This is a genomic window from Kitasatospora sp. NPDC085879 (genome assembly GCF_040686255.1).
In the GTDB taxonomy this organism is placed as follows: Bacteria; Actinomycetota; Actinomycetes; order Streptomycetales; family Streptomycetaceae; genus Kitasatospora.
This window is the reverse complement of sequence record NZ_JBFBJZ010000036.1, coordinates 1-25231: the sequence shown is the minus strand read 5'-3', so window position 1 is coordinate 25231 and position 25231 is coordinate 1. Positions and strand designations below refer to the sequence as shown.

The window sequence follows — 25231 nt, the reverse complement described above, 5'->3', positions numbered from 1 at the left end:
GGGTCATGCCGTCGTCAGCTCCATGCGGTCGGCCGTCGCGGCCGAGTCCTCCTGCCCGATCAGGTCGAGGACGGTCGACAGCAGCTGCGCGGTGCGCACCTTGCCGGTCGGGCTGTAGGGGATCTCGGGGACGGTCACGACGCGCGCGGGCAACTGCGGTGCGCGGCGCAGGCACGCGGCGAGGACGGCACGGGAGCCGCTCGCCTCGCGCTCGGGGGAGATGGGGGCGAAGGCGGCGACCAGCGTCGGGCCCTCGTCGGGGAGGTCGACCTTGAGGACGGCGGTCTCCCGGACGCAGGGGAGGCCGGTGAGCTCGTCCTCGAGGGCGAAGATGTTGACGTCCAGCGGGTGCCGGCCCTCGGCCTTGGTGACGCCGTCGTTTCGGGCGCTGAGCTCGATGCGGCCGCCCTCGTCCATGACTCCGCTGTCGCCGGTGAGGAGGTACTTCTGTGTCCGGCCGGCGTGCTCGATGTGCAGGAAGTCGGGCTCGGCGGCGGCGTAGCTGTCCATCAGCTGGTAGCTGGCGATGGCGATCCGGCCGAGCCGGCCCTTGGGCAGCGGGCGGTGCTCCGGGTCGAGGACGAGGATGGTGCTGCCGGGCATCGGCCGGCCGGAGCGGGCCGGGGCGACGTGCAGCTCCTCGGGGCCGATCATGGTGTTGAGGCCGGTCTCGGTGGTGCCGTAGTAGAGGTGCAGGACGGGGCCGAGGCGGTCCCAGGTCTGGTTGATGACCCAGCGGTTGAGGTGGCGTCCGCCGGAGAGCAGGAAGCGCAGCCGGGAGGTCTTGTGCAGGTGCTCGGAGGCCGGGTGCGAGATCAGCCGGTTGAGCACCGGCGGCACCATCAGGGTGGTGGAGACGCCCTCGGAGACGATCAGTTCGGCCATCTTCCCGGCGTCCTCGTACGGGCTGAGCACGACCGTGCCGCCGAGCGAGAGGGAGATCCTGGCCCAGCCGGGGCCGGAGGAGTGGTAGAGCGGGACGGTGACCATGTGGACGTCGTCCTCGTCGAAGGAGAACTGGTCGACGAGGTCGGAGAGCCGGCGCGCCTCGAACGAGGAGTTGCGGATGACCAGCTTCGGGATGCCGCTGGTGCCGGAGGTGAAGGAGAAGGCGGTGAACGGCTGCTCGACCGGGGTGGTCGGGACGGCCTCGAAGGAGGCCAGCGCCTGGTAGCAGACGGCGCCGGGCGCGGCCGGGCCGGTGTCGTAGTCGTCGTTCTCGGGGCCGGCCAGGTGGATGCCGAGGACGTCGCGCGCGCCCGGCCAGCCGGACTGCTCCAGCAGCGGGCGGCGCAGCGGGGTGCTGATCAGCACGGTCGGCTGCAGCTGTTCCAGGGCGCCGGCGGTGGCCTCGGGGGTGGTCGTGTAGTCGAGGCCTATGCAGGGCACGCCGAGGGTGGCGCAGGCGGCCATGACGACCACCAGCTCCCAGCTGTTGCACGACATGAAGGCGGCCCGGGCGGGGCGCTCGGCGGGCAGGTGGTGGGCCAGGCCGGAGGCCACCCGGGCGACCTGCTCGGCGAGTTCGGCCCAGGTGAGACGGAAGTCGCGGTCCACCACGGCCACGTGGTCGGGGCGCCGCGCGGCGTGCTTGCGGATGTCGTCGAGCTTGATCATGCGTTACTCCGATGCTGCGGTGGTGGCGGATGCCGTCTCGGGGTCCCGGGCGGCGGCGGGTTGCGGCTGGTAGAGCGTGTAGATCTCGCTGCCGCTGGCGCGCAGCGCCCGGATCTCGGCGCGGGTCGCGTCGCAGAGCTTCTCGCCGGGCACGGTGATGGGGATGCCGGGCGGGTAGGCGATGATGAAGTGGTCGGCGCTGTCCTCGTGCAGGGCCGCCGAGGTCGTCCGGTAGGTGCGCTGGATGACCCGCAGGGCCTCCAGGAGGCGCAGCAGGGTGCCCTCGTCGACGCCGATGTGGACGTGGAAGAGGACGGCGCCGCCGCTCTCCCGGGCCACGTAGAGGGCGTACTCGTCGAAGAGGATGCGGCGGAAGTCGGCGGCGGTGATGCCGAGGGCGCGGATGTCGACCAGGACGCGGGTGGGGTCGTCGGAGACCAGCATCGCCGGGTCGGTGAGGTGGCCCTCGGGGCCGAGGGTGCGGTAGGCGGAGAGCCGGGGGTCGGTGGCGATCTCGTTGCGCAGGGTGCGGGCGAGCATCAGGGACCGGTCCAGCAGGGTCTCGCCCTCGTGCTCGGCCTGCAGCCTGGCGAGGTCGAGGCTGGCCAGCACCGGGAAGCTGGGCGAGGTGGTGTGGTGCTGGAAGAGGGCCTGCGCGGTGCGCTCCTGCGCCTCCCGATCGCCCACGAGGTGCAGGTACGAGCCCTGCCGCAGCGCGGACATCGACTTGTGCGCGGAGTGCGTGACGGCGACCGTCATGGGCAGTGACGGGTCGTCGGCGCGGAGCTGTTCGACGGCGGCGAGCGCGGTCAGCGGACGCAGCTGCGGGTGGAAGCGGTGGATGGCGCCCCAGGCCTCGTCCACCAGGACGTTGACCGCGGGGTGGAGCCGGGACATCTCGGCGAGCAGGGTGGGCAGGTCGTAGCGGACGCCGTCGTAGGAGACCGCGGAGAGCACCACGGTGTCGTACGGGCGGCCCTCGGCGGCGGCCTCGGCGAAACTGTGCAGCAGCACCGGGAGGTCGGCGAAGGTGCGCGGGCAGCTGTCGCAGCAGCGCCGCATCGGCGCGTAGTCGACGGCGACGTCGAGCGAGCCGAGGGCGAAGTGCACGGACTGGTGGCAGCTGCGGTCGGCGAGGACCCGGCCGCCGGGTCGGGTGAGCGCGGCGAGCGCGACCCGGTTGGCGGTCGAGGTGCCGGCGGACAGGAAGAGCGTGGTGTCCGCGCCGAAGGTCCTGGCGGCCAGCCGCTGGGCCTCGCGCAGCGGCCCGTGCGGGCGGAAGAACGAGTCGAGCATGGTGCCGCTGTAGGAGACGTCGGCGGCCAGCTGCGCCTGCCCGAAGAGGGCCTCGTACACGGCCTTGGTCCGGGAGTTGAGGATGGACCGGCCGTGCGAGAGGGGCAGCGCGTGGAAGGACGCGATGTCCCGTCTGGCGACGCGCAGGACGGCGTCGGCGAGCGGGGTGGCGCTCGGCTCCGGGGGGCCGAGCTCCGACACGGCCTGCGGGACGGCTTCCGGCCCGAGGGCGGTGCTGCTGGCTGGGGTCATGGGTGTGCACTCCAGAGGGGTATCGGAGCACCCGGGAGAGGGCGTGGGCTGAGTGCCTCGACTCCCATGAAATAAAACCTTCGCGGCGGTATCAAATGGCATCGAGGATTCTGATGACCCAACGAACTTCTTGCAAGAGGGCTTGCGCCGGCGCGCGGTGTACGGATGGGGCGCCGGAGACCCCTGAGGGGAGCGATGACAGATCCGCGCGCCGCTTCTGCGGATTCACGCACGTCAGTGCCGAGCTACACGCGCAACGACGAACCGACCGACCGTCCGATGCGGCGCCGCGCCGCACTCGTTCCTTCACGGAGGATTTGACGGACCGTCGATCGTTCGCATGGTAAGTGCGATGATCTATGGAAACGGTGGGGCAGCCGACCTGCCGCGTCCGCGGTTTCCGACCGATCGGTCTGAAGCCGGAGGGCCGCGGCCGATGCCGGAGCAGGACGGCGCTCGGGTGTCAGACCAGGGCGGCGCTCGGGTGTCAGAGCAGGACGGTGCTCGGGTGTCAGAGCAGGACGGTGCAGCCGCGGTCGCGGAGGGCCGGCAGCCAGTCGGGCAGCGTCTCCGGCTTCGTCCAGCGCAGGTCGAGTTTCTCCAGGTCGGGCAGGTCTGCCAGCCCGGCGGGGAGGTCGGTGATCCGGGTGGCCCGCAGGTCGAGCTGGCGCAGGCGGCGGAGTCCACCGACGGACTCCGGCAGGCGGCGCAGCGGGTTGTTCCGCAGGTCGAGCACCCGCATGTCCGTCAGACCGCCGATGTTCGCCGGCAGTTCGGTGATCCGGTTGTCGGCCAGGTGCAGCTCGCGCAGCGCGGTGAGCCGGCCGAGGGTGTCCGGCAGCTCGGTCAGCCGGTTGCGGTAGAGCCGGAGTTCGCGGAGCGCCGCCAGTGAGCCCAGGGACGCGGGCAGGGTGGTGAACCGGTTGTCCGTCAGGTTGAGGTAGCCGAGGCGGTCCAGTCGGCCGAGGCTCGCCGGGACGGCGGTGAAGCCGTTGTCGCTGAGGTAGAGGTAGTCGGTGAGGTGCGGCAGGTCGCCGATGACCGCCGGGATGTGGTCGAGCCGGTTGTGGCCGAGGTCGAGCATCCGCAGCCCGGTGAGGGCGCCGATGCCGTCGGGCACTCCGGTCAGCTCGTTCTCGGCCAGGTTGAGCGAGTGCAGGCCGGTCAGCCGCCAGAGCCGGTCCGGTAGTTCGGCGAGGCCGTTGCCGCCCAGGCTGAGGTGGCGCAGGGCCGGTGCGTCGCCCAGCTCGGACGGCACACTGCCGATCCGGTTCCCGTACAGCAGCAGGGTGTGCAGCGCGGGCAGCCCGGCGACCGCCGCCGGCAGCTCGGTCAGGCGGTTGCCGTCCAGGTCGATCAGCCGGAGGCCGCGCAGTGCGGCTAGATCCTCGGGCCAGTGGGTGAGGCCGGCGTGCGGTGCGCGCAGGGCGACCGGGGTGCCGTCCGGGTCGCGGCGGAGGGAGTTCGGGGGAAGGGGCATCACGGCACCTGCGTTCGGATTCGGGGGTGCGGTCGGGCGGCCGGCCTCAGGCGGCCGGCTCAGGTCCGGTTGAGCGATCGGGTGACGCCGGCCAGGGTCGCGGTGGTGAGCAGCCAGCCGGCCGCGATGAGGCCGTAGCCGAGCCACTGGTGGAGGCCGGTCCAGTACCAGGCGGTGCGCTGGCCGAAGCCGCCGATGGGTATCAGCAGGTCCATCGTGTATATCAGCGCGTTGAACGGCGCCCCCTGGCCGGACTGGACGGCGGTGGGCGTGCCGTGGCTGAACGCCGCGGTACCGGCCGCGATCAGGGCGACCAGCCACAGCGCGGCCTGCCACGGCCGGTAGCCGTAGCCGACGGTCGCGTCGAGCAGCCGGCCCCAGGCGCGGCCCAGCACACCGAGGGTGCGCCGGCGGCGGCGCTGCTTGGCGAGCAACACCCGGCGGGCGTCGTCGTCGTGGCCGATCCGCCGGTACCAGGCCGCGAGTTGCTCGTACGGCTGCGGGGTGTAGCCGGAGCTGTGCTGCAGCCAGGCAAGGCGGTCGGCGAGGCCGGTGGCGCCGTGCAGGGAGACGTAGGCGAGGCCGTCCAGGCGGGTGTCGGCGGCGCGGGCGACTGCGTTGTCGTGCAGGACGGCGACCTGGGCCGCACTCAGGTCGACCGCGCCCTGCGGGGCGGCGGCGGGAGTGAGGTGCAGGTCGCCGGCGGTGAGGCGGGTGGCGTCCAGGGCGGTGGTGCCGTCGCCGTGCAGCCTCGCACCGTCGAGGGAGAGGCGGCTGCGGACGGTCGCGCCGGGCAGCCGGATCGCGCCGCGGGCGGTGAAACCGTCCGTGAGGATCATGGTGGACGCGGTGAGGTCGTCGCCCGAGATCGCGTCGCCGCCGGGGTTGTCGAGCTCCGCGCCCTCCATGAACAGCCCGCCGCCGAAGGTCGCCCCGACCAGCCGCAGACCACCCCGGCAGCGGAAACCCTTCCGCGCGAAGCAGCCGCCCTCCATGACCAGCCCGCCGGCCCAGAACGCCCAGGCCGGCGCGGCCCGCTCCCCCGGCTCTCCGGGCTCCAGCAGCTCGGACGCCGTCAACCGGACGCCGCTGAGCCGGAGTTCGCCGGTGATGTGCGCCCGGGTGAGGGTGAGGCGGCCCTCGATGACCGAGTCCTCGAAGAACAGGTTGCCGTCCACCCGCAGCAGCCAGCCGTCCAGCCCGCGCAGGCGGCAGCCCAGGAAGGAGGTCGAGCGCATCGTCGCGCCGCGCAGCAGCACCCGCTGCTCGAACTCGCACTCCCGCAGCTGCACCGGCTGCTCGACGCCCGCCCCGGTCAGATCCAACTGTCCGGTGACGGTGGCCCCGGTGAGCCGCACTCCGCCGACCCTCCCCCGCACGGCGGCCGGCCCGCCGCCCAGCAGCAGCGCGGCCAGCACCTCCGCCCGCACGACCCGATCGGCGGCACCCCGCAGGTCCAACTCCTCCCCGCGTGGGAACGCCTCCCACAGCCGCCGCTCCGCCTCACCCAGCTCCTCGTACGCCGGCACCGGCCACTCCCCCACCCGATTGACACCGGGTCAGGAGCGTAGTGGACGGTGGACGCGGCACCGAGGACCGGTCCTGTCGTCAGCGGGTGCGCTGCGGTCATTCGTGCAGGCGCTTGCGGATGTCGGCGATCCGACCGCTGAACTGCTCGACCAGGCCGGGCTGTTCCTCTCGCAGAAGTCCCAGGAGTTCCGTCAACTCGTCCAGCGCGGTCGCGGCCTCTCTGCCGGCGCGGGCCCGGACTTCGGCGGAGGCACAGAGTGCCTCGACGAGTTCGAACAGGTTGACACGCCGGTCGGTGTCGGCCGACTCCCGCGCCAGCAGCAGAGCTTCCTCGACGAGCGGGAGTCCCTCCTCGGCGCGGCCGGCCTCGGCGAGCCGCATGCCGTGCTGGGCAGCCGCACGGGAGAGACCGGCCCGCCCGCGCGCCGGATCTGCTGCCCAACGCCTGCGGCAGATGGCCAGTGCTTCGGCGGTCGCCTCCAACGCGTGCTGCGGATCGGCCGGTTCGAGTGCGAGCGCCGCGCCCAGAGCTCCGAGGCAGCTGGCCAGGAGGATCTCGTTCGCGGGCTCCGAGGCGGCTGCGTGAGGCCGGCAGAGGGCGACCGCCCGCCGCAGGCAGTCCAGCGCTTCTTCGCGCTGCTCCTCGTCGACCAGCATCGCCCCGATCATGAGAAGCGCAGCCGCAAGGCCGGGTGACTGGTCAGGGGCGGACTCGGCGATCTCTTCGGCTGTGCGCAGGGACTCCCGCGCGACGGCGAGTGCCTCGTCCCGGCGCCCGACGGTGTACAGGAGTTGGCCTCGCATGCGGTGGGCCTGCACGAGCGTCACGCGGTGGGTGGCAGCCTCGTCGGCCGAGAGCTTCCCCTCCTCGTCCTGCGCCAGGTCGAGGATCGCCAGCGCCTCGGATGCCCCTGCGCGCATCATCACGACCTCGGCGAGTCCGGCCAACTCGGTGACGAGCCGGACCCGCTCGGCGACCCCGCCCCGCTCGGCGAGCCTGCCCCGGACCTCGACCGCCCGGCGGGCGGCCTCCTCGGCCTCGTCGATGCGGTCCACCAGGTAGAGCAGGTTCTTGGCGTTCCCCAGTACGCCGGCGAGCTCCCCTTCGTACCGCTGCGGATCGTCCACTGCCAGCTGCCGCAGAAGCTCGGCCTGCTCCGCCAGCGCGTCCGCGGCCTCGGCGGACCGGCCGGCGCTGAAGGCCACCGCGCCGAAGATCCCCAGCTGCCGGACCACTTCGGCCGGCCCGGGCCCGGAGGGCAGGGCGGCCACCCGCCTCGCGAACTCCACCGCCCTCCGCACCGTCGCGACGGCCTCGTCCCATTGTCCCGTCGAGGTGAGGCACATCGTGCGCCCGAGCAGCAGCTTCAGCGTCACCGGGTGGATGCCGTCCGCCCGGGGGCCGTCGGGGTCGGCGTAGGTCTTGAGCGCCTCGTCGATGAGATCCACGGCGTCCGCGGTACGGTCCGCGGCCTGCAGGTACAGGCGCAGGTTGTGGAGGGCCGACGCGAAGTGCTGGGCGATCGGGGCCGGATCCGACTCCGCGAGCCGCCGGAAGATCGCCACGGCTTCCAGGGAGCGCTCGATCGCTTCGTCCGACCGTCCCAGCGCGGTGAGGCAGCTCGCCACGGTGCCCAGGCTCATGGCCCGGTCCGCGGCGAACACATCGGAGAGGCCCTCGTCGAGGTCGGTGTAGATGTGGCAGGCCTCCTCGGCTGCCGCCAGCGCGCCGTCGGGGTCATCGGCGTCACCGCGCTGGTTCGCCAGCGTGTTGAGTGCCATCGCCAACTCGTCCCGGGTGCCGTCCGCATGCGACCGGGCCAGCTCGCGGTAGAGCAGCACCGACCGCTCGGCCGTCGCGACCGCCTCGACGGCGTGACCCGCCGTACCGAGGTCGATCGCCAGTGAGTTGAGTCCCTGGGCGAGGCTGTGCCGGTGGGCCTCGGGGTGTTCCCGGTAGAGCTGCTCGCGGAGCACCACGCACCGGCGCGCCAACTCCAGACTCCTGCCGTGGTCCCCGAGGTCGCCGTAACAGCTGGACAGGGTCCCCAGCACCCGGTTCAGGTCCGGCAGGTAGGCGTCCGGGTACTGCTCGGCGAACGGCTCGCACAGCGCCACCGCCTCGGCGGCCGCCTCGAACGCCGCCCGGTGGGCGCCCGCTTCGGTGTGACGGATGGAGAGGTTGTTGAGCTGCGAGACGAGTCCGATCGCCGCCTCGGGCCCGCCGTCCGGAATCAGCTCCTTCTGGACCTTCACCGCCTCGACGGCGGTGTCGAGCGCATCCTGGTGGCGTCCGAGCTGGCTCTGTACTGCCGACAGGCTGCTCAGCGCACGCACCAGTTGACCACGGGCCTCCTCGGGGACCGGCTCTGCACCGACGACGATGCGGTACTGCTCGACCGCCTGCTCGGCCGGCTCAAGGGCCTCGCTGCGCCTGCCCAAGGTGGCCAGGCACACGGACCGGTTGTTGAGGACGGCGGCCACGTGGAGCCGAACGGCGAGGGGGTCACTGTCCAGCAGGGGCCGCAGCAGCTCAGCGGCCTGCTCCGCGGCCGCGAGGGCCTCGGCCGGCCGGCCGACATCCGAGAGCCGCTTGCCCAGACGGCGGTACTCGACGCCGAGGGCGATCCTCTCCTGGACGGTGGCCGTTCCGCCGTCCCGTCGGAGCTCGACCAGCCGCTCCACCAACCGCAGCGCCCAGTCCGCGAGCACGCGCGACGTCCTCGGCAGCCGGTCGGCCAGGTCCGCGAGCTCGGCGAGCGACGTCGCCGGGTCGTCGGTGCGCTTCCACAGTGCGTCGACCAGCGGCTGCGGTCGCTCCACCTGGGTGGCCACATCCATGGTGGCCGTCCCGAGGCTGCCGGCGTGCCGGGTGCAGACCTCGGTGATCAGGCCGTCGAGCCTGCCGATCAGCGGCGGATGGGCGGCGGCGCGGGCGAGCACGGTGAGCGCCCGGACCGCCGTCCGGCCGGGACCCACCCCGGCCAGCAGGCCGTCGACGAGCTCGGGGTCGGACAGGACGTGCCGGCCGACGAATCGCTCGGCGAGCCGGTCGGGCTGCAGGACCTCCCAGGGATTCTCGGTGTCCACCGGGTAGACGGCCTCGACCCATTCGCGGACGGGCCTGATCTCGTGCGCCCGGAGGTCGGCGAGGACCGGTGCGCGGCGCAGCAGCGCCTCCCGCTCCCGGCCGCCCAGCGGTACGCCGCCGAGCAGCGCGACCGTGGCCAGCGCATCGGCCGGTGCTCCGCCGTCGCCGAGTCCGTGCGGAAGCGGCCGCTCGTGCGCGACCTGGGCCCAGTACAGCCGCTCGTGTTCGAGGATGCGGTCCTCGGCGTCGTGCCCGACGTCGTCCAGGACCGGCTCTCCGTCCCCGACGGCCTTGTCCAGCAGGTCGGCCAGCGCCGTCATGTGCAGGGTCAGGACGTTGCCGGACGCCAGTGCCGCGGGCCGGGGCGCGGCGAGTTCCGCCGCGCGGTCGTGCCAGGTCCCGCCCTCGGCCGTGTCCGCCGGGGCGGGCAGCCGTTCGGCGAAGGCGGTCAGCGCCTGCCGGTACAGGAGTGCGCGCGTTTCGCGGTCGGGCGCGAGGGCGGGAAGCTCTTCGGCGGGTGCCCGGCGCAGCACGGCGCCGTCGGCTGCCCACTTCGCGCTGTCCCACCAGCCGCCCGCGGTCCGGGCGAGGAGCAGCACCTTGAGCGGAACGCCGCCCCGGTGGGACTGGCCGGCTCGCAGCAGTCCGGACAGTTGCTCGCGCCGTGCCTCCGCGTAGTCGAGGACGACCAGGACGGGTCCGGTGCTGTCCCGCACCGCCGCCAGTTCGTCCGGTGGGGCGGCCGGGTCCGGCCACAGCACGGTCCACCGGGGGTCGTCCTGCCGGAGCGTCTCCGCGAGGCGGGCGGCGAGCCTGGTCTTGCCCTGGCCGCCGGGCCCGTGCAGCAGCCGGACGCCGAAGCCGGGCGGCTCGCACCACCCCCGGAGTCGGTCCAGGATGTCCTCGCGGCCGTGGAAGCCGACGACCTCCCGCCCGGCCTGCAGCAGGGCGGCGGGCGGCAGCGGGCCGGTCGAGGGGGTGGGGACGTCATGCCGGTGGAGGCGGTCGAACTCCGCCTGCCCCAGGGTGGACGAGTCGGCCCCGTGCTCCTTCAGTGCTGCCACGAAGCTGCCGTCGGCGTGCAGCACGTAGGCGGGGACGACCTCCAGCATCCCGTGGCCGAAGGTCAGCATGTCCGCCTTGACCACGCCGATCAGCAGTCCGTTGCACACCACCGCGGCACCGGACAGACCGGCCCACGGCACTCCGGTGCCGGCCCACTGCGCGAAGCCGTGGTCGGACAGGGTGAGGAAGTGACGCTCCCGGACGTAGCCGGTGCCCGGGTTGACGGTTCCGCTGAGCTGCATGGCCTCGGCGGTGCCGCCGTCCTGGATCGCCCACGGGACGCCCCAGGTCTCGACCGGTTGGCCGGGGCGCATGGTGGCCAGCTGTCCCCACGGCTCGGCCGTGCCCTCCGGTCCCTGCCACACGGCGGGCTCCACCCGCACCAGGGCCGCGTCGGTGCCGCCGTCCGGGTCGCCGCGCCAGACCACCGTCGAGCGGTACCGGGGCCGTCGGCCCGGCTGCAGCACCCGCGCTGTCGTCCCGACCCCGCCGACGACGTGCGCCGAGGTGAGGACCAGGCGCGGGCCGATCAGGTACCCGGTGCCCCGGTTGTCCTCGCCGACGACCTCGACCAGCCGCTCGCGGTCCACCACTCCCCCTGCATGCTCGTCACCGCCCGGCAGTTGCCGTTCCCGAGCCTCCCGAAGGGCTCGGGTGGAGAGTTCGGCGGACCGGGGCCGGGCGGTCGAGGTGTGGTGGCTCCCGGGCCCGCCGTGAGCGGCGTCAGTCGACGTCGTCCTCGTGGGGGCCGTTGTACGTGACGCGGTCGCCGATGTTCACCTTCGCCGCGTCGGCGCCGCGCGGCGTCAGCGTGAACGCCACCCGGTGGGTGCGGCCGCGGGACACGCCGGCCTCGGTCTCGGCGGAGACGACCCAGGCCTTGAACTTGCCGCCGGCCTTGGCCTCCGCGCGCAGCTCGATCTCGAACTCCATCTCGATCGGGCCGACTTCGAACGAGAGCGACTGGCCCGCTCCCCTGGCGGCCGCCTCCAGCAGCTCCTCGCGCACCGCGTCGACCGCGTCGGCCAGCCCGATCTCCATGACCCCACCCCCACACACGCCGGGCCGTGTCGGACGCCCGGTCAACTCGCAGTCACGCTAGCGGGAATCGGCATCCGACAGATGCAACTTGGCGGAGTTGTCCGTGGCTGCGCTAGGGGCCGACGCGCAGTGACGGCGCCAAGCCTGCATCCACTGCCCCGTTCCACGGCCCCGCCCGCCCGGATGCCCCCGGCTGGAGGAGTGTGCGACACGGCCTCGGGGACCAATGGAACAGCCAGTATCGGTGATAATGATCATGGTTGCCCCGGCGGTGCGCGGCCTCGGTAGTCCGCCGCCGGACAGGGAGCAGGCTGAGGCGTACGGGAAGTTCGCCGAGGAGCCGACGAGGCCCGAGCTGGGACGTCTCTTCTTCCCGGTCCGTGCGGGCCGGGGGCCGTAGACCCGTTCGTTCTCGGCAACCCGGACCTCGCAGGTCACCCGATCGTGAAGATCGACAGAAGCTCAGACCACCTTGAGGCACAACGTCACGGTGCCGTGGAGGGCTTGGACCGAGCTCGTGTTGCACTGGTCGCGCTTGTTGGGGCCGAGGATCTGGGAGATCTGCACGAGGTAGTCGTGGCCGGAGGGGATGCGGGAGTCGGCACAGTTCCAGCCTTCCAGCAAGTGGATGGTGTCCAGCTTGCCGCCCTTGCCGTCGCCGAGGACGCAGTCGCCGACGCGGAATTGGCGGTCGATGCACAGGGTGATGTCGGGGGAGCCGTCGTGGTGGACCCATTCCGCACTGCCTCCGTTGGGAGGACCTGGGCACTCGGTGCCGGTAGGCACCACCTTGGTGACTCGGTAGTACGCGTTCCACGCGTCGCAGGGCACCATGTCCGGCTTGAAGGTGTCGTTCGGCTGGCCGAGGGTGAAGTCACCCGGGGCTCCGTCTCCCACGTGGAAGCAGTCGCCCTCCCGTACCGCAGCGAAGGCCAGGCTGACGGCGTCCAGGGTGGGGCTGGGCTTGGGCGTCGCGGTGGGACTCGGGGTGGGGCTGGGTGTAGGGCTGGGGCTCGGGGTGGGAGTGGCGGTGGGGCTGAGAGCGGTAGTAGAGCTTGACGTGGCGGCGGCCTGCCGGTGGGAGAAGGAGGGCAGGCCGGCGAAGTCGACGGCGGCGAGCAGGCCGAGGACGAGGACAGCGCACGCGACGCCGATCCACGCGAGGTTGGGGCCGAACCGCCTCCGTTGTGGGGACGACTCGTTGGGACGGCCGTTGCGGGAACCTCCCGGCATCCTCCCCTCGCGGGGACCGGGATCAGAAGGAGGCGACGGTAACGGGGCCGGCTGGGTCTGCACTTGGCGTTCGGCGATCATCGTCGTGACCGGCGCGGGGAGCCATTGGACGGCCGTCTGGGTGGGGTTGGTGAGTTCCCTGAGGATGTCGGCCACCTCGGGGCGGTCCCCGGGGCTCTTGGCCAGGCAGCGGTGCACCAGGTCCGCCAGGTAGGCGGGCAGGCCGGTCAGGTCGGGTTCGTCGTGGACGATGCGGTAGACGATCGCTTCGGCCGAACCGGTGCCGAACGGGCTACGGCCGGTGGCGGCGAAGGCCAGGACAAGTCCGAGGGAGAACACGTCGCTGGGTGGGCCTGTCTTGTGGCCGCGTGCCTGTTCCGGGGACATGAACGACGGGGTGCCGACCACGGCGCGGGAGAGGGTGGGGGATGTGGCGTCCAGTGCGCGGGTGATGCCGAAGTCGATGACGCGGGGGCCGTCGGCGGCGAGGATCACGTTGGAGGGTTTGAGGTCGCGGTGCACCAGGTTGCAGGCGTGGATCGCACGGAGCCCCTCGGCCAGTCCCGCTCCCAGCACGGCGATCCCCTCCGCGGGCAGCGGGCCGTGCGTCTCGACGGCCTGGTGCAGGGACGGGCCGGGTATGTAGGCGGCGACCAGCCACGGCGGGTCGGCATCGGGGTCAGCCTCGACCACCTGGGCGGTGTAGAACCCGCCGACCCGGCGGGCTGCCTCGACCTCTATGGCGAACCGGCGTCGAAATCCGGGATCGCCGGCTAGCTCGGGCCGCACCACCTTGACCGCGACCGGGCGGCCGCTAGGAGAGCGCCCCAGGAACACCTGCCCCATCCCGCCACCGCCCAGCCGCCCCTCCAGCCGAAAATCGCCTACCGCGTGCGGATCACCCTGCCGCAGCGGCTTCGGCCAGACCGGGGAGTTCATCGCACCCCCGCATTCATGTCCCGGGCGCGTTCCAGCACGCGGTAGACCGTCACCCGGCTGGGGTAGATGCGGTCCTCGGCGACGCCGAGGCCGAGAAGGATGCTGCGCCGGGCGGTGCGAGTGTGTGTGTCGAGCGAACACTTGGCGTAGCCGATGGATTCGTTCACGCCGCGAGTGTACGAATAGCCCCCATTGACCGTACAGATCGCGGAACTTGACACGGGCGGCCGACCTGATGCGACCCATCGCCGTCGATCTCCGAGCGCCGCGACCAGGCGGACAACCGCCGACGGCGCGGAGCCCTCGGCGGCCGCCACCCGCCTTCGACCGGGTCCTCTACCGCGACCGGAACGTGGTCGAACGGTGCTTCGCCCGCCTGAAGCAGCTCCGCGCCATCGCCACCCGCTTCGACAAGCTCGCCGACCGCTACCGCGCCGGAGTCCTCCTGGCCTCCCTGATCCTCCGACTCCGCGAACCAACCAGATGATCATTTATCAGACAGGCCTTGATGCGTCAGCCCGCAGCAGCGATCTCTTCGACGGCCGGGCGGGCGCGGTCGGCGTCGGCCGGGACGAGGCCGATGCGGGTGCGGCGGTGGAGGACGTCCTCGGCGTCGAGGGCGCCTTCGTGGGTGAGGGCGTAGGCGATCTCGGCGCGGGTGACGTCGATGCCTTCGGCGACCGTCTCCAGGGGCCGGGAGACCGCGGCGGCGGCCACGTCCGCCGACAGGCCGCCGTGCCGGGCGACGAGGGAGGCGGGCAGGCCGTCGACGGGGCGGCTGTCGCTGCGGCCGGGGGCGCCGATCAGCGGCAGGCGGCGGGTGAGGCAGGGCCCTGCGGAGAGTCCGCGGCGGCGCACGGCGGTGTCGACGGCGTCCTCGGCCATCTGCCGGTAGGTGGTGAGTTTGCCGCCGACGACGGTGATGAGGCCGTTCGGCGATTCGAGGACGGCGTGCTTGCGGGAGAGGTCGGCGGTCGCGCCGCCGCCGGTGTCGATGAGGGGGCGCAGGCCGGCGAAGGCGCCGCGGACGTCCTCGCGGGTGAGTGCGGTCCGCAGCGCGGTGTTCACGGTGTCCAGCAGGAAGCCGATCTCGGTCTCGGTGGGCTGCGGCTCGTCCGGGATCGGCCCGGGGGCGTCCTCGTCGGTGAGGCCGACGGCGATCCGGCCGAGTTGCTGGGGCAGGGCGAAGACGAAGCGGCTGGTGGAGCCGGGCACGGGCACGGTGAGGGCGGCGCGGGGGTGTCCGAGGGCGGCGGCGTCGAGGACCAGGTGGGTGCCGCGGCTGGGCCGCAGCCGGACGGTGTCGTCGACCTCGCCCGCCCAGACGCCGGCGGCGTTGACGACGGCCCGGGCGGTGAGGGTGAGCGTTTCGCCGGTGAGGGTGTCGGTGAGCCGGGCGGAGCCGCCGGTGACCTGTTCGGCGCGGACCCGGGTGAGGACGGTCGCGCCGTGGTGCGCGGCCGTCCGGGCGCTGGCGACCACGAGCCGGGCGTCGTCGACGAGTTGGCCGTCGTGGGCGACGAGTGCACCGGACAGCCCCGCGGTGCGGACCCCGGGAACCAGCCGGACGGTCTCCTCGGCGCCGATCCGCCGCACCCGGGGCAGCACCGCGGCGGGTGTGCCGGCCACGGCCCGCAGGGCGTCGCCGGCGAGGAACCCGGCCCGGACGAGGGCGGCCTGGCCGCGTCCGACCGAGGGCAGCAGCGGGACGAGCTGGGGCAGCGCCCGCACCAGGTGCGGGGCGGTGCGGGTCATCAGGATGCCGCGCTCGACGGCGCTCTCGCGGGCGACGCCGATCCGGCCGGAGGCGAGGTAGCGCAGGCCGCCGTGGACGAGTTTGGAGCTCCAGCGGCTGGTGCCGAAGGCGAGGTCGCGGGAGTCGACGAGGACGACGCGCAGGCCGCGCGCGGCGGCGTCGAGGGCGATGCCGGCGCCCGTCACGCCGCCGCCGACGACGAGCAGGTCGACGGCCGGGGAGTCGCCGAGGGCGGCGAGTTCGGCCGTCCGGCGGTGGGCGTTGAGGGCGCTGGTTCCGGCGAACCCGGCGGCGGAGGCGGCGTCAGCAGAGGTCACGGCGCGAGGTATCCGTTCAGGGCGCGGGCCAGTTCGCGGCGCCAGGCCTGCTCGGGCAGCAGCTGCGCGACCATGCGGTGCGACTGGACGGTGGACTGGGCGATGAGCAGGACCATGGCGGCCAGCTCGGTGGGCTCGCCGGCGCGGATGGAGCCGTGCCGCTGCCCTTGCCGGACGGCGGTGCCGATGGCGTCGAGCAGGCCGCGCTGGCTGGTGCCGAGGCGTTCGACGACGTATTCGACGATGGTGTCGGAGTGCAGCAGGGCGCCGACCACGGGGTGGTCGCGCAGTCGGACGGCGACCTCGACGACGGCGTCGACGAAGGCCTCGCGGTCCTCGCCGGTGAGCTCGACCTGCTCCTGGGTGCGGCGGATCTCGCGGGTCAGCAGGGCGCCGATGATCGCGCGGACGTCCGGCCAGCGGCGGTAGACGGTCGGCCGGCTGACCCCGGCGCGGCGTGCGATCTCCGCCAACTGGGTCCGCTGGACGCCGAGATGGACGATCAGGTGGGCGGCGGCGTCGAGGATCGCGTCGTCGGTGCTCGTCGCCGGGGTGCCCGAGTCCGACTGACCGGTGTCGTTACTGCTTGACATAATGCGTAATACTGTAACGCATGGCATCTGAGACGCAAGCAGGTCAGGACGGCGGCGCCGCCCTGCCGCTCCCCCCGATGAAGTGGGACGCCTGGGGCGACCCGGCCCTCGCCAAGCCGCTCCCCGAGGACATCAAGGGCCTGCTGGCCGCCGCCCTCGGCGTGTCCGCGGACGCCGCCGCCGCGCCGCTCGCCGCCGAGGACGTCCGGCTGCGGCCCTCCGCGCTGTCCGCAGAGGACCTCGCCGCGCTCACGGCCGCGGTCGGCGCCGGGCACATCTCCACCGCGGACGCCGACCGGCTGCCCCGGGCGGGCGGCAAGTCCACGCCCGACCTCCTGCGCCGCCGCAGCCGCGAGCCGCAGGACGCGCCGGACGCGGTGCTGCTGCCCGGCGGCGAGGAGGAGATCGCCGCCGTTCTCGCGGTCTGCGCCGAACGCCGGATCGCCGTGGTGCCCTTCGGCGGCGGTACCAGTGTGGTCGGCGGCCTCGACCCGGTCCGCGGCTCCTTCTCGGCCGTCGTCTCGCTCGACCTGCGCCGCCTGGACGCCCTGCACTCCCTGGACGAGGTCTCCGGCGAGGCGGTGCTCGGCGCCGGCCTCACCGGCCCGCGTGCCGAGGAGCTGCTCGCCGAGCGCGGCTGGGAGCTCGGCCACTACCCGCAGAGCTTCCGCTTCGCGACCATCGGCGGCTTCGCCGCCACCCGCTCCTCCGGCCAGGACTCGGCCGGCCACGGCCGCTTCGACGAGATGGTCCGCGGCCTGCGCGTGGTCACCCCGGCCGGGGTGCTGGACCTCGGCCGCGCCCCCGCCTCCGCCGCCGGCCCGGACCTGCGCGAGCTGTTCCTCGGCTCCGAGGGCGCCTTCGGCGTCATCACCCGGGTCCAGGTGCGCATCCACCCGCTGCCCGCCGCCAAGGTCCACGAGGCCTGGAGCTTCCCCGACTTCGCCACCGGCGCCGCCGCGCTGCGCGCCGTCGAGCAGCAGGGCACCGGCGCAACGGTGATCCGGCTCTCCGACGAGGCCGAGACCGCGATCAACCTCGCCATGACGGAGAAGATCGGCGGTACCCAGGTGACCGGCGGCTGCCTCGCCGTCACCGTCTTCGAGGGCACCAAGGAGCAGGCCGAGGCCCGCCACGAGCGGACCCGGGCCGTGCTGCTCGCCGCCGGCGGCACCTCGCTCGGCGCCGAACCCGCGGCCGGCTGGGAGCACGGCCGGTTCTCCGCCCCGTACCTGCGCGACGCGCTGCTCGACGGCGGCGCGCTCTGCGAGACCCTGGAGACCGCCACCGACTGGGCGAACCTGGCCCGGCTGCGGACGGCCGTCACCGCCGCGCTGCAGGGCGCCCTCGGCGCCAACAGCCTGGTGCTCTGCCACATCTCGCACGTCTACCCGACCGGCGCCTCGCTCTACTTCACCGTGGTCGGCGCCCAGCAGGGCGACCCGATCGCCCAGTGGGGCGCGGCCAAGCGCGCCGCCTGCGACGCCATCATGGCCAACGGCGGCACCATCACGCACCACCACGCCGTCGGCGCCGACCACCGCCCCTGGATGGAGCAGGAGATCGGCGACCTCGGGGTGCGGATCCTCCGTGCCGTCAAGGACGCCGTCGACCCGGTCGGCATCCTCAACCCCGGCAAGCTGATCCCGTGACCGCCGCCGCGACCGGCCGCCCGCCGCGCACCGTCATGGTCCTCACCAACCCGGCGGCAGGCGGTGGCCACGCCGACAAGGCGGCCCGCCGGGCCACCGTCCGGCTGCGCGAGCACGGCATCGAGGTGCTGAACACCGCGGGTGCCGACCCCGAGGACGCCGTCCGGCTCGCCCGGGAGGCGGTCGGCCGCGGTGTGGACGCCCTGGTCACCGCCGGCGGCGACGGCATGATCGGCCTCGCGCTGCAGGCCCTGGCCGGCACCGACACCCCGCTCGGCATCGTCCCCGCGGGCACCGGCAACGACCATGCCCGCGAGTACGGGCTGCCGCTCGGCGACCCGGAGGCGGCCGCCGACATCGTCGCCGCCGGGCACACCGCCACCGTCGACCTGGGCCGGGCCACCACCGCGGACGGCACCGAGCGCTGGTTCGGCTCGGTGCTCGCCACCGGCTTCGACTCGCTGGTCAGCGACCGCACCAACCGGCTGCGCTGGCCGCGCGGCCGGATGCGCTACAACCTGGCGATCCTGGTCGAGTTCGCCAACCTGCGGCCGCTGCCGTTCCGGCTGGTGCTGGCGGACGGCACGGTGATCGAGCGCGACCTCGTGCTCGCCGCCGTCGGCAACACCCGCAGCTACGGCGGCGGCATGCTGATCTGCCCGGACGCCGACCACACCGACGGCCTCTTCGACCTGACGGTCGTTCGGGCGATGCCGCGCCTCAAGGTGGCCCGGTTCTTCCCGACGGTCTTCAAGGGCACCCATGTGCAGCACGAGGAGGTCGAGACCTACCGCACGGCCTCGCTGCGCATCGAGTCCGCGGGCATCACCGCCTACGCCGACGGCGAGTTCATCGGCCCGCTGCCGGTGGACGTCCGGATGGTGCCGGGCGCCCTGCGCCTGCTGGTACCGGCCGGCCACCGGGCCGCGGCCGGCGGGTGACCGCGGGGCCGCTCCGACGGCCCCGCCCCGGCCGGGCTGTCGGAGCGGCCGGGCAGACTGGGGGCATGACACCCGACGTCCTCAAGACAGCCTGCCTGGCCCTGAACGGAGCGGAGGAGACCTTTCCGTTCAACGCCGAGACCTCGGTGTTCAAGGTCGGCGGCAAGATGTTCGCACTCAGCGCGCTGGAGGGGAGCCCGCTGAGCGTGAGCCTCAAGTGCGATCCGGAACTGGCCGTCCGGCTGCGCGCCGAGTACCCGGCCGTCACCGGCGGCTGGCACCTGAACAAGCGGCACTGGAACAGCGTGCTGCTGGACGGCTCGGTGCCCGAGCGGCTGGTCCTCGACATGATCGAGGACTCGTACGACCTGGTGGTCTCCTCGCTGCCGCGCGCCGAGCAGCTCCGGCTGGACTGGCCGGGCGTCAGGTACCGCCCCCAGGAGGGGTGACGGCGGCTACGGCCAGAGCTTGTGGCCCTTCACCCGGACGGAGGGCCGGCCGTCGCCCGCGACCCGGCGCAGCCTGTTGAGCCCGGTGTGGGCACGGCCGACCTTGAAGGTGGTCGGGCCGCCGATGAACGAGACCGCCGCGAGGCCGACCAGGACGCCCGTGGTGGCGACGGTCGCGTCCGCCTGGTCCTCGTCGACGGTCTGGCCGCCGTAGTGCACCACCATCGGCACCGAGAGCAGCAGCAGGGCGAGCAGCACCGCGCCGACCACCAGGCAGGTGAGCCGCTCGGCCCGGGCCTTGCCCAGGCTCTCCACCCGGACGGTGAAGTCCAGCCCGCAGGTCGGGCAGCGGAAGGCTGCCGAGGCGGTGCCCTCCCGGGGGCGGAGGAACCCGGGCGAGGACAGGTGGTGGACGTTCCACTTGGTGGTGACGAGGGTCCCGGCCGACTTCACTTCGGCCAGTCAGGCGCCGGCAGCATGTACCGCGCCTCGAGGTGCACGGGCATGCGCACGGATCCCCTTCTGCCGCCGACGGTGGTCCGTGCCGCGCCCGGCTCGGTGCGCGGAAGTCCATCGTCGGGCACCTGAGGCGCCGGTGCGCGGGAATCGGCGAATCGCTCGAACAACTATCCGGCTCGGTAGGGAAGTTCGACCTCGGCCCAGACCACCTTGCCCTCCTTGGTGGGGCGGGTGCCCCAACGGTGGGCGAGTTCGCTGACCAGGTGCATCCCGCGCCCGCCCTCGTCCTCCTCGGCGGAGGTGCGCAGCCGCGGCGACTGGGCGCCGGCGTCGGAGACCTCGACGGTCAGCGTCCGGTCGTCGCGGTAGAGCCGCAGCCGGCGCGGCGCGTCGGCGTGCAGCAGGGCGTTGGTGACGAGTTCACTGACCATCAGCTCGGCGAAGTCGGAGTGCCCGACGAGTCCCCAGGCCTGCAGGGTGGCGCGGGTGAAGCGGCGGGCCTGGGCGGGCAGCGGGCCCTCGCCGGGCAGGTCGAGGGTGGCGATCCGCTCGGCGGGGACGGGCAGCGCGCGGGCGAGGATCATCGCGATGTCGTCGTCGGTGCCCTCGGCGACCAGGGCGGCGAGCACCGCGTCGGCACTCTCCTCCAGGGTGCGGGGGCGGCCGGACAGGGTGCGGGCGAGCACGGCGATGCCCTCGTCGATGTCCTGGCCGCGGCGTTCGATCAGTCCGTCGGTGTAGAGGGCGACGGTCGCGCCGACGGGCAGGGTGAACTCGACGCTCTCGAAGCCGGCGCCGCCGATGCCGAGCGGGATGCCGGGCGGCAGTTCGACCGTGCTGGAGGTGCCGTCGGGGGCGATCCGGACGGGCGGCAGGTGCCCGGCCGAGGCGACCGTGCAGGTGCGGTCCACGGGGTCGTAGACCAGGCAGATGCAGGTGGCGAACTGGCCCTCGCCGATGGCGTTCGCGGTCTCGTCGAGGCGGGTGAGCACCTGCTCGGGCGGCAGGTCGAGGGTGGCCAGGGTGCGGGCGACGGTACGCAGCTGGCCCATCGTGGCGGCGGCCCGGATGCCGTGTCCCATGACGTCGCCGACGACCAGGGCGACCCGCCCGCAGGAGAGCGGCACCACGTCGAACCAGTCGCCGCCGACCTCGGAGACCAGGCTGCTCGGCAGGTACCGGTGGGCGATCTCCAGGCCGAGGGTGCGGTGGATCTCCTGCGGCAGCAGGCTGCGCTGCAGGGTGAGGGCGGTCTCGCGTTCGCGCCGGTAGAGCCGGGCGTTGTCGATGGCGAGGGCGGCCCGGGCGACGAGTTCCTCGGCTAGGGCGACGTCGGCGGCGGTGAACGGCTCGGGGTTGCGGGTGCGGACGAACTCGGCGCCGCCGAGCACCATGCCGCGGGCGAGCACCGGCACCATCAGGTAGGAGTGGACACCGGCCGCGACGCCGGGGCCGACCCGGTCTGTGGTGGGCACCAGGCCGCGCAGCACCTCCTCGTCGACGTGCGAGCGCAGCAGCGGCCGGCCGCTGCGCAGGCACTGGGTGTAGACCCGCTGGGCGTCGTACTCGCTGATCGCGCCGACCGCGTCGGCGGCCCGGGTGAGCCCGGCCTCGTAGGCCTCGCCGACGGCGACGGCGCGGACCAGGATCGGCTTGTCGGGCTGGATGGGGGCGGGTTCCTCGCCGCGCAGCACGGGCTCCAGCAGGTCGACGGTGGCGAAGTCGGCGAACCGCGGGATGACCGCCTCGATCAGCTCCTCGGCGGTGCGCTGCAGGTCGAGGGTGGTGCCGATGCGGGCCGTGGCCTCGGCGAGCAGGGCGAGGCGCTCCTGGGCGCGGGCGGCGCGGGCCTCGGCCTGGAAGCGCTCGGTGACGTCGATGAGCGAGGAGCTGACGCCGAGCACCCGGCCGGTGGAGTCCTCCAGCCGGAAGTAGGAGGCGGACCAGGCGCGGTCGCGGCGCGGCTCGCCGGGGGTGCGGCCGTGCGAGCGGGCGTCGACGATCGGGCGGCCGGTGGTGAGCACCTGGCGCATCACGGCCTCGATCTCGGCGCTGTTGAGGCCGGGCAGGACGCTGGAGACCCGGCGGCCGATGTGGTCGTCGACCGGCACGCCGTTGATCTTGGAGAGGGCGTTGTTGAGCCGGACGTAGCGCAGGTCGGTGTCGTAGACCGCCATGCCGATCGGGGACTGGTTGAAGATGCCGTCGAGGACGGCGAGGTCGGCCTCGACCTGGCGCAGCGCGCGGACGTCGGAGCCGGTGACCAGCAGCAGGCGCTGTCCGCCGGGCCCGGCGATCGGGTAGGTGTGGAACTCGATCTCGACGTCGGTGCCGTCCCGGTGCCGGATCGCCTGGATGCCGGACCAGCCGGAGCCCGCCATGATCTGCTTGAACAGCTCGTTGGCCCGGTGCCGCCTGCTCTCGGGGACGAGCAGGTCGGCCGCGTAGGAGCCGACGGCTTCCTCGGCGGGGTGGCCGGAGAGCGCCTCGGCCTCCTCGCTCCAGTGCAGGATGCAGCCGTCCTCCTGCAGGAGAGCGGTGGCGAGGGGCACCAGCCGGTGGCCGGCCAGGCGCGCCGAGGCGGCGCCCGCCTCACCGCGGCCGGCGCCGTCGGTCGCGGTCCAGTCGAATCCGTGCATCTTCAGGAGTTCACCTGCCCGGTACCTTCCCGGTGGGAGGCCGGCCAATCCGGTCCCCACCAGACTGCACAAAGCCCGGCCGGTCGGCGACTGCTGGTCGCCGCCCGGTCCGGGCGGGGTCTGTTCGTGCTCAGCACACCGGTCTCCCGCCACCCGGTCCGCCGTCGGCCAGCGCGGCCTCCAGCAGGCCGGCCCACTGCCGGACGATGCCGGCCCGGCGGGCCCCGTCGTCGGTCAGCAGGTTGGCCAGGCCGAGGCCGCGGGCCATGTCCATGGTGGCCTGGACGGTCTCCCGCACCCCGGGCCGGGACTCGTCGGCGCCGAGGAACTCCACGGCGGCCCGGTGGGACTCCCGGCCGACGTGGTTCTCCAGGGCGACGATCCGCTCGCGCAGCGCGTCCTCGGTCGCGGCGGCCACCCACAGGTGCAGCGCGGCGCGGAACAGCGGCCCGGTGTACAGCCGGACGATCATGGAGACCACGGCCTCGGTGCGGCCCGGCCCGGCCGGCGGCAGTTGCTCGGCGCTGGCCCGCACCTGGGCGAGCCGCTCGTCGGCGACGTGCTCGACGGCCGCCGTGAAGAGGTCCTCGCGGGTCGGGAAGTGGTGCTGGGCGGCGCCCCGCGTCACTCCGGCCCGCTCGGCGACCACGGCGACCGTCGAGCCCTGCCAGCCCAGCTCGGCCAGGCACTCCACGGCGGCCTCCAGCAGGCGGCGGCGGGTGGCGCGGCTTCGGTCCTGCTGCGGGGTGCGCAGGGCGGCGGCGTGGGCGGTCATGGCCTTGACTTTCCGGTGGCGGTCGACGGCGGGTGGGCCGATCCTCTCAGATCGCCGCCGCCCCGGTGGAGGACGGGCGGGCCCGCAACTCGCGGCGGAGGATCTTGCCGCTGGCGGACTTGGGCACCGCGTCGAGGAACTCCACCGCCCGTACTTTCTTGTACGGCGCGACCTGGGCCGCCACGTACTCCTGCACCTGGTCGCCGGTCAGCCCGCTGCCGGGGGTGCGGACGACGAACGCCTTGGGGCGCTCGGTGCCGTCCTCGCCGGTGACGCCGACCACCGCGGCGTCGGCGATCTCGGGGTGGGTGAGCAGCAGGGCCTCCAGCTCGGCGGGGGCGACCTGGTAGCCCTTGTACTTGATGAGCTCCTTCACGCGGTCGACGACGAAGAGGTAGCCCTGCTCGTCGACGTGGCCGACGTCGCCGGTGTGCAGCCAGCCGTCGGCGTCGAGCATGGCGTCGGTCTCGGACTGGCGGCCGAAGTAGCCCTTCATGACCTGCGGGCCGCGGAAGAGCAGTTCGCCGCTCTGCCCGGCCGGCAGGTCGGTGTCCGGGTCGTCGAGGGAGACGATGCGCAGCTCGGTGGAGGCGACCATCTTCCCGACGGTGCCGGGCGGCGGCGCCGGGTCGTCCAGCGGGACGACGTGGGTGACCGGGGAGAGCTCGGTCATGCCGTAGCCCTGGTGGATCCGCGGCAGACCGAGCCGGCGGGCAGCGGCGTCGGCGAGCTCGGCGTCGAGCGGGGCCGCGGCGCTGAGCACGTACTTGACCGAGGAGAGGTCGTAGCGGTCGACCAGCGGGTGCTTGGCGAGCGCCAGGACGATCGGCGGGGCGGCGAAGACGCCCTCGATCCGCTGCTCCTGGATGGTGCGCAGGAACTGCTCCAGGTCGAAGCGGGGCAGCACGACGACGGTGGAACCGCAGCGCAGCGGGTGGTTGAGCAGAGCCGTCAGTCCGTAGATGTGGAAGAACGGCAGCACCGCGATGATCCGCTCGCCGGCCGCGGTGGCGTGCACCGAGTCGGTCTGCGCCAGATTCGAGCCGATCGAGCGGTGGGTGAGCATGACGCCCTTGGGCAGGCCGGTGGTGCCGCTGGAGTAGGGCAGCACGGCGAGGTCGCCGGGGTCGATCCGCGGGGCCGGCTCGGCGGCGGTGGTCGCGGCGAGGTCGGTGAGCGAGCGGTGGCCGGGGGCCTGGTCGCAGACGAAGATCTCGGCGATCGGGCGGCCGTCGGCGGCGAGTGCGGCGGCCGCCTCCGCGGCGACCGGCAGGAAGGCGGCGATGGTGACGATCCAGCGGGCACCGCTGTCGCGCAGCTGGCCGGTGAGTTCGCCCGCGGTGGCGAGGGAGCTGACCGTGGTGACGGTGGCGCCGGTGCGGGTGGCGGCGTAGAAGGCGACGGGGTAGGCGATGGTGTTCGGGCTGTACAGCGCGACCACGTCGCCCTGGCGGACCCCCGCCTCGGCGAGGCCGGCCGCCGTCCGGCGGGAGGCGAGGTCGAGCTCGGCGTAGCTGAGGGTGCGCCCGGTGATGCCGTCGACCAGCGCGGGCAGGTCGGCCCGGCCGTTCAGGTCGCCGAGGACGGCGTCGTGGATCGGCACGTCGACGGGCTCGATCTCGGGGTGGTCGCTGCGGAACACCATGCATACCTCCGGCGGGGTGGTGGGAGCTCGCGGTGCTGCGGAGTTGCCAGGTGACAGCCTGCCCGCTTTCCGCCCCGCAGCCCAGAGGGCGTACAGCAATCCTTGGCAGGAGGGCACCTCAACAGGGGGCGGCGGGCAACCACTCAGGGGCGCCGGGAGGTGCCCCCGGCGCCCCTATGCGGCTGCCCCTGAGTCGACTCCTAGTGTCTTGCGCCGCAAATCACGAGGGTGAGTTTTGCTCTGATGCCGGGCCTGTCGGGTTGATCTTGGTGAGATAGTCGGCGAGGGATTTGAGGATCTCGTCAGCGGTCTTGGTCCAGGTGAAAGGCCGAGGATTGTCGTTCCAGGTCGAGATCCAGGCCCTGATGTCCGCGTACTGATCTGAGTGCTCCAGCCGGTACGGAGTTGTGTGCACCGCTCAGGCGACGTCGGTTTCCCGGTCGATGGCCTGGAGGCGGTTC

17 protein-coding genes and 2 pseudogenes are annotated in these 25231 nt (G+C 73.4%); 4 read left to right on the top strand and 15 right to left on the bottom strand.

Annotated features, from left to right (window positions below; translation table 11 throughout):
* Positions 1–3: 3 nt before the first annotated feature.
* The 8 genes from AB0P35_RS25520 to AB0P35_RS25485 form a co-directional block, all read right to left on the bottom strand.
* Positions 4–1617 carry a class I adenylate-forming enzyme family protein gene (locus tag AB0P35_RS25520; RefSeq protein WP_363514713.1) on the bottom strand — a complete coding sequence of 538 codons (1614 nt, stop codon included), beginning with the start codon at positions 1615–1617 and terminating at the stop codon, positions 4–6.
* A gap of 3 nt (positions 1618–1620) precedes the next feature.
* Positions 1621–3165 carry an arginine decarboxylase gene (locus AB0P35_RS25515; protein WP_363514710.1) on the bottom strand — a complete coding sequence of 515 codons (1545 nt, stop codon included), beginning with the start codon at positions 3163–3165 and terminating at the stop codon, positions 1621–1623.
* Between the two features lie 511 nt (positions 3166–3676).
* Positions 3677–4645 (bottom strand): leucine-rich repeat domain-containing protein, encoded by a 969-nt coding sequence (locus tag AB0P35_RS25510; protein ID WP_363514707.1) that lies wholly within the window; start codon positions 4643–4645, stop codon positions 3677–3679.
* Between the two features lie 59 nt (positions 4646–4704).
* Positions 4705–6174 carry an oxidoreductase gene (locus tag AB0P35_RS25505; protein WP_363514705.1) on the bottom strand — a complete coding sequence of 490 codons (1470 nt, stop codon included), beginning with the start codon at positions 6172–6174 and terminating at the stop codon, positions 4705–4707.
* Between the two features lie 97 nt (positions 6175–6271).
* Positions 6272–10921, bottom strand: a complete 4650-nt coding sequence (locus AB0P35_RS25500) for a trypsin-like peptidase domain-containing protein (RefSeq protein ID WP_363514702.1) — start codon at positions 10919–10921, stop codon at positions 6272–6274.
* 133 nt (positions 10922–11054) lie between these two features.
* The gene (locus AB0P35_RS25495; RefSeq protein ID WP_363514699.1) at positions 11055–11372 is read right to left on the bottom strand and encodes a trypco2 family protein; all 318 of its coding nucleotides are present in this window, start codon (positions 11370–11372) and stop codon (positions 11055–11057) included.
* A gap of 462 nt (positions 11373–11834) precedes the next feature.
* Positions 11835–13544 (bottom strand): serine/threonine-protein kinase, encoded by a 1710-nt coding sequence (locus tag AB0P35_RS25490; RefSeq protein ID WP_363514696.1) that lies wholly within the window; start codon positions 13542–13544, stop codon positions 11835–11837.
* Positions 13541–13711 (bottom strand): hypothetical protein, encoded by a 171-nt coding sequence (locus AB0P35_RS25485; protein ID WP_363514693.1) that lies wholly within the window; start codon positions 13709–13711, stop codon positions 13541–13543. Before AB0P35_RS25485 ends, AB0P35_RS25490 begins: the two co-directional genes overlap by 4 nt.
* Before the next feature lie 158 nt (positions 13712–13869).
* On the opposite strand from AB0P35_RS25485, the pseudogene AB0P35_RS25480 reads away from it, so the two are divergent.
* Positions 13870–14053 (top strand): annotated as a pseudogene (locus tag AB0P35_RS25480) (transposase); the annotation flags it as partial.
* A gap of 4 nt (positions 14054–14057) precedes the next feature.
* Here the strand turns inward: AB0P35_RS25480 and AB0P35_RS25475 are convergent.
* Positions 14058–15617: a glycerol-3-phosphate dehydrogenase/oxidase gene (locus AB0P35_RS25475; RefSeq protein ID WP_363514690.1), complete on the bottom strand. Its 1560-nt coding sequence runs from the start codon at positions 15615–15617 to the stop codon at positions 14058–14060.
* Positions 15614–16210, bottom strand: a complete 597-nt coding sequence (locus AB0P35_RS25470) for a TetR/AcrR family transcriptional regulator (RefSeq protein ID WP_363514687.1) — start codon at positions 16208–16210, stop codon at positions 15614–15616. The genes AB0P35_RS25475 and AB0P35_RS25470 overlap by 4 nt, the downstream gene beginning before the upstream one ends.
* Positions 16211–16287: 77 nt before the next feature.
* Between AB0P35_RS25470 and AB0P35_RS25465 the strand changes: the two genes are divergently transcribed.
* The 3 genes from AB0P35_RS25465 (at position 16288) to AB0P35_RS25455 (ending at position 19252) form a co-directional block, all read left to right on the top strand.
* Positions 16288–17862, top strand: a complete 1575-nt coding sequence (locus tag AB0P35_RS25465) for an FAD-binding oxidoreductase (protein WP_363514872.1) — start codon at positions 16288–16290, stop codon at positions 17860–17862.
* Complete coding sequence (locus AB0P35_RS25460) at positions 17859–18803, top strand: diacylglycerol kinase (protein ID WP_363514684.1); 945 nt, start codon at positions 17859–17861, stop codon at positions 18801–18803. Before AB0P35_RS25465 ends, AB0P35_RS25460 begins: the two co-directional genes overlap by 4 nt.
* A gap of 65 nt (positions 18804–18868) precedes the next feature.
* A complete protein-coding gene (locus tag AB0P35_RS25455) occupies positions 18869–19252 on the top strand; it encodes an MmcQ/YjbR family DNA-binding protein (RefSeq protein WP_363514681.1) in 384 nt (127 codons plus the stop codon).
* 6 nt (positions 19253–19258) lie between these two features.
* Here AB0P35_RS25455 and AB0P35_RS25450 read toward each other — a convergent pair whose 3' ends face one another.
* The 5 genes and pseudogenes from AB0P35_RS25450 to AB0P35_RS25430 form a co-directional block, all read right to left on the bottom strand.
* Entirely contained in the window at positions 19259–19705 is a 447-nt protein-coding gene (locus AB0P35_RS25450; protein WP_363514678.1) for a hypothetical protein, read from the bottom strand.
* A 173-nt stretch (positions 19706–19878) separates the two neighbouring features.
* Positions 19879–22350 (bottom strand): SpoIIE family protein phosphatase, encoded by a 2472-nt coding sequence (locus tag AB0P35_RS25445; RefSeq protein WP_363514675.1) that lies wholly within the window; start codon positions 22348–22350, stop codon positions 19879–19881.
* 130 nt (positions 22351–22480) lie between these two features.
* Positions 22481–23125, bottom strand: coding sequence for a TetR/AcrR family transcriptional regulator (locus AB0P35_RS25440; protein ID WP_363514672.1), 645 nt, complete (start codon positions 23123–23125; stop codon positions 22481–22483).
* Between the two features lie 46 nt (positions 23126–23171).
* On the bottom strand, positions 23172–24767 hold the full coding sequence (locus AB0P35_RS25435) for an AMP-binding protein (RefSeq protein WP_363514869.1): 1596 nt from the start codon (positions 24765–24767) through the stop codon (positions 23172–23174).
* Positions 24768–24990: 223 nt separating this feature from the next.
* A pseudogene (locus tag AB0P35_RS25430) lies at positions 24991–25143 on the bottom strand (IS630 family transposase); the annotation flags it as partial.
* Between the last annotated feature and the right edge of the window lie 88 nt (positions 25144–25231).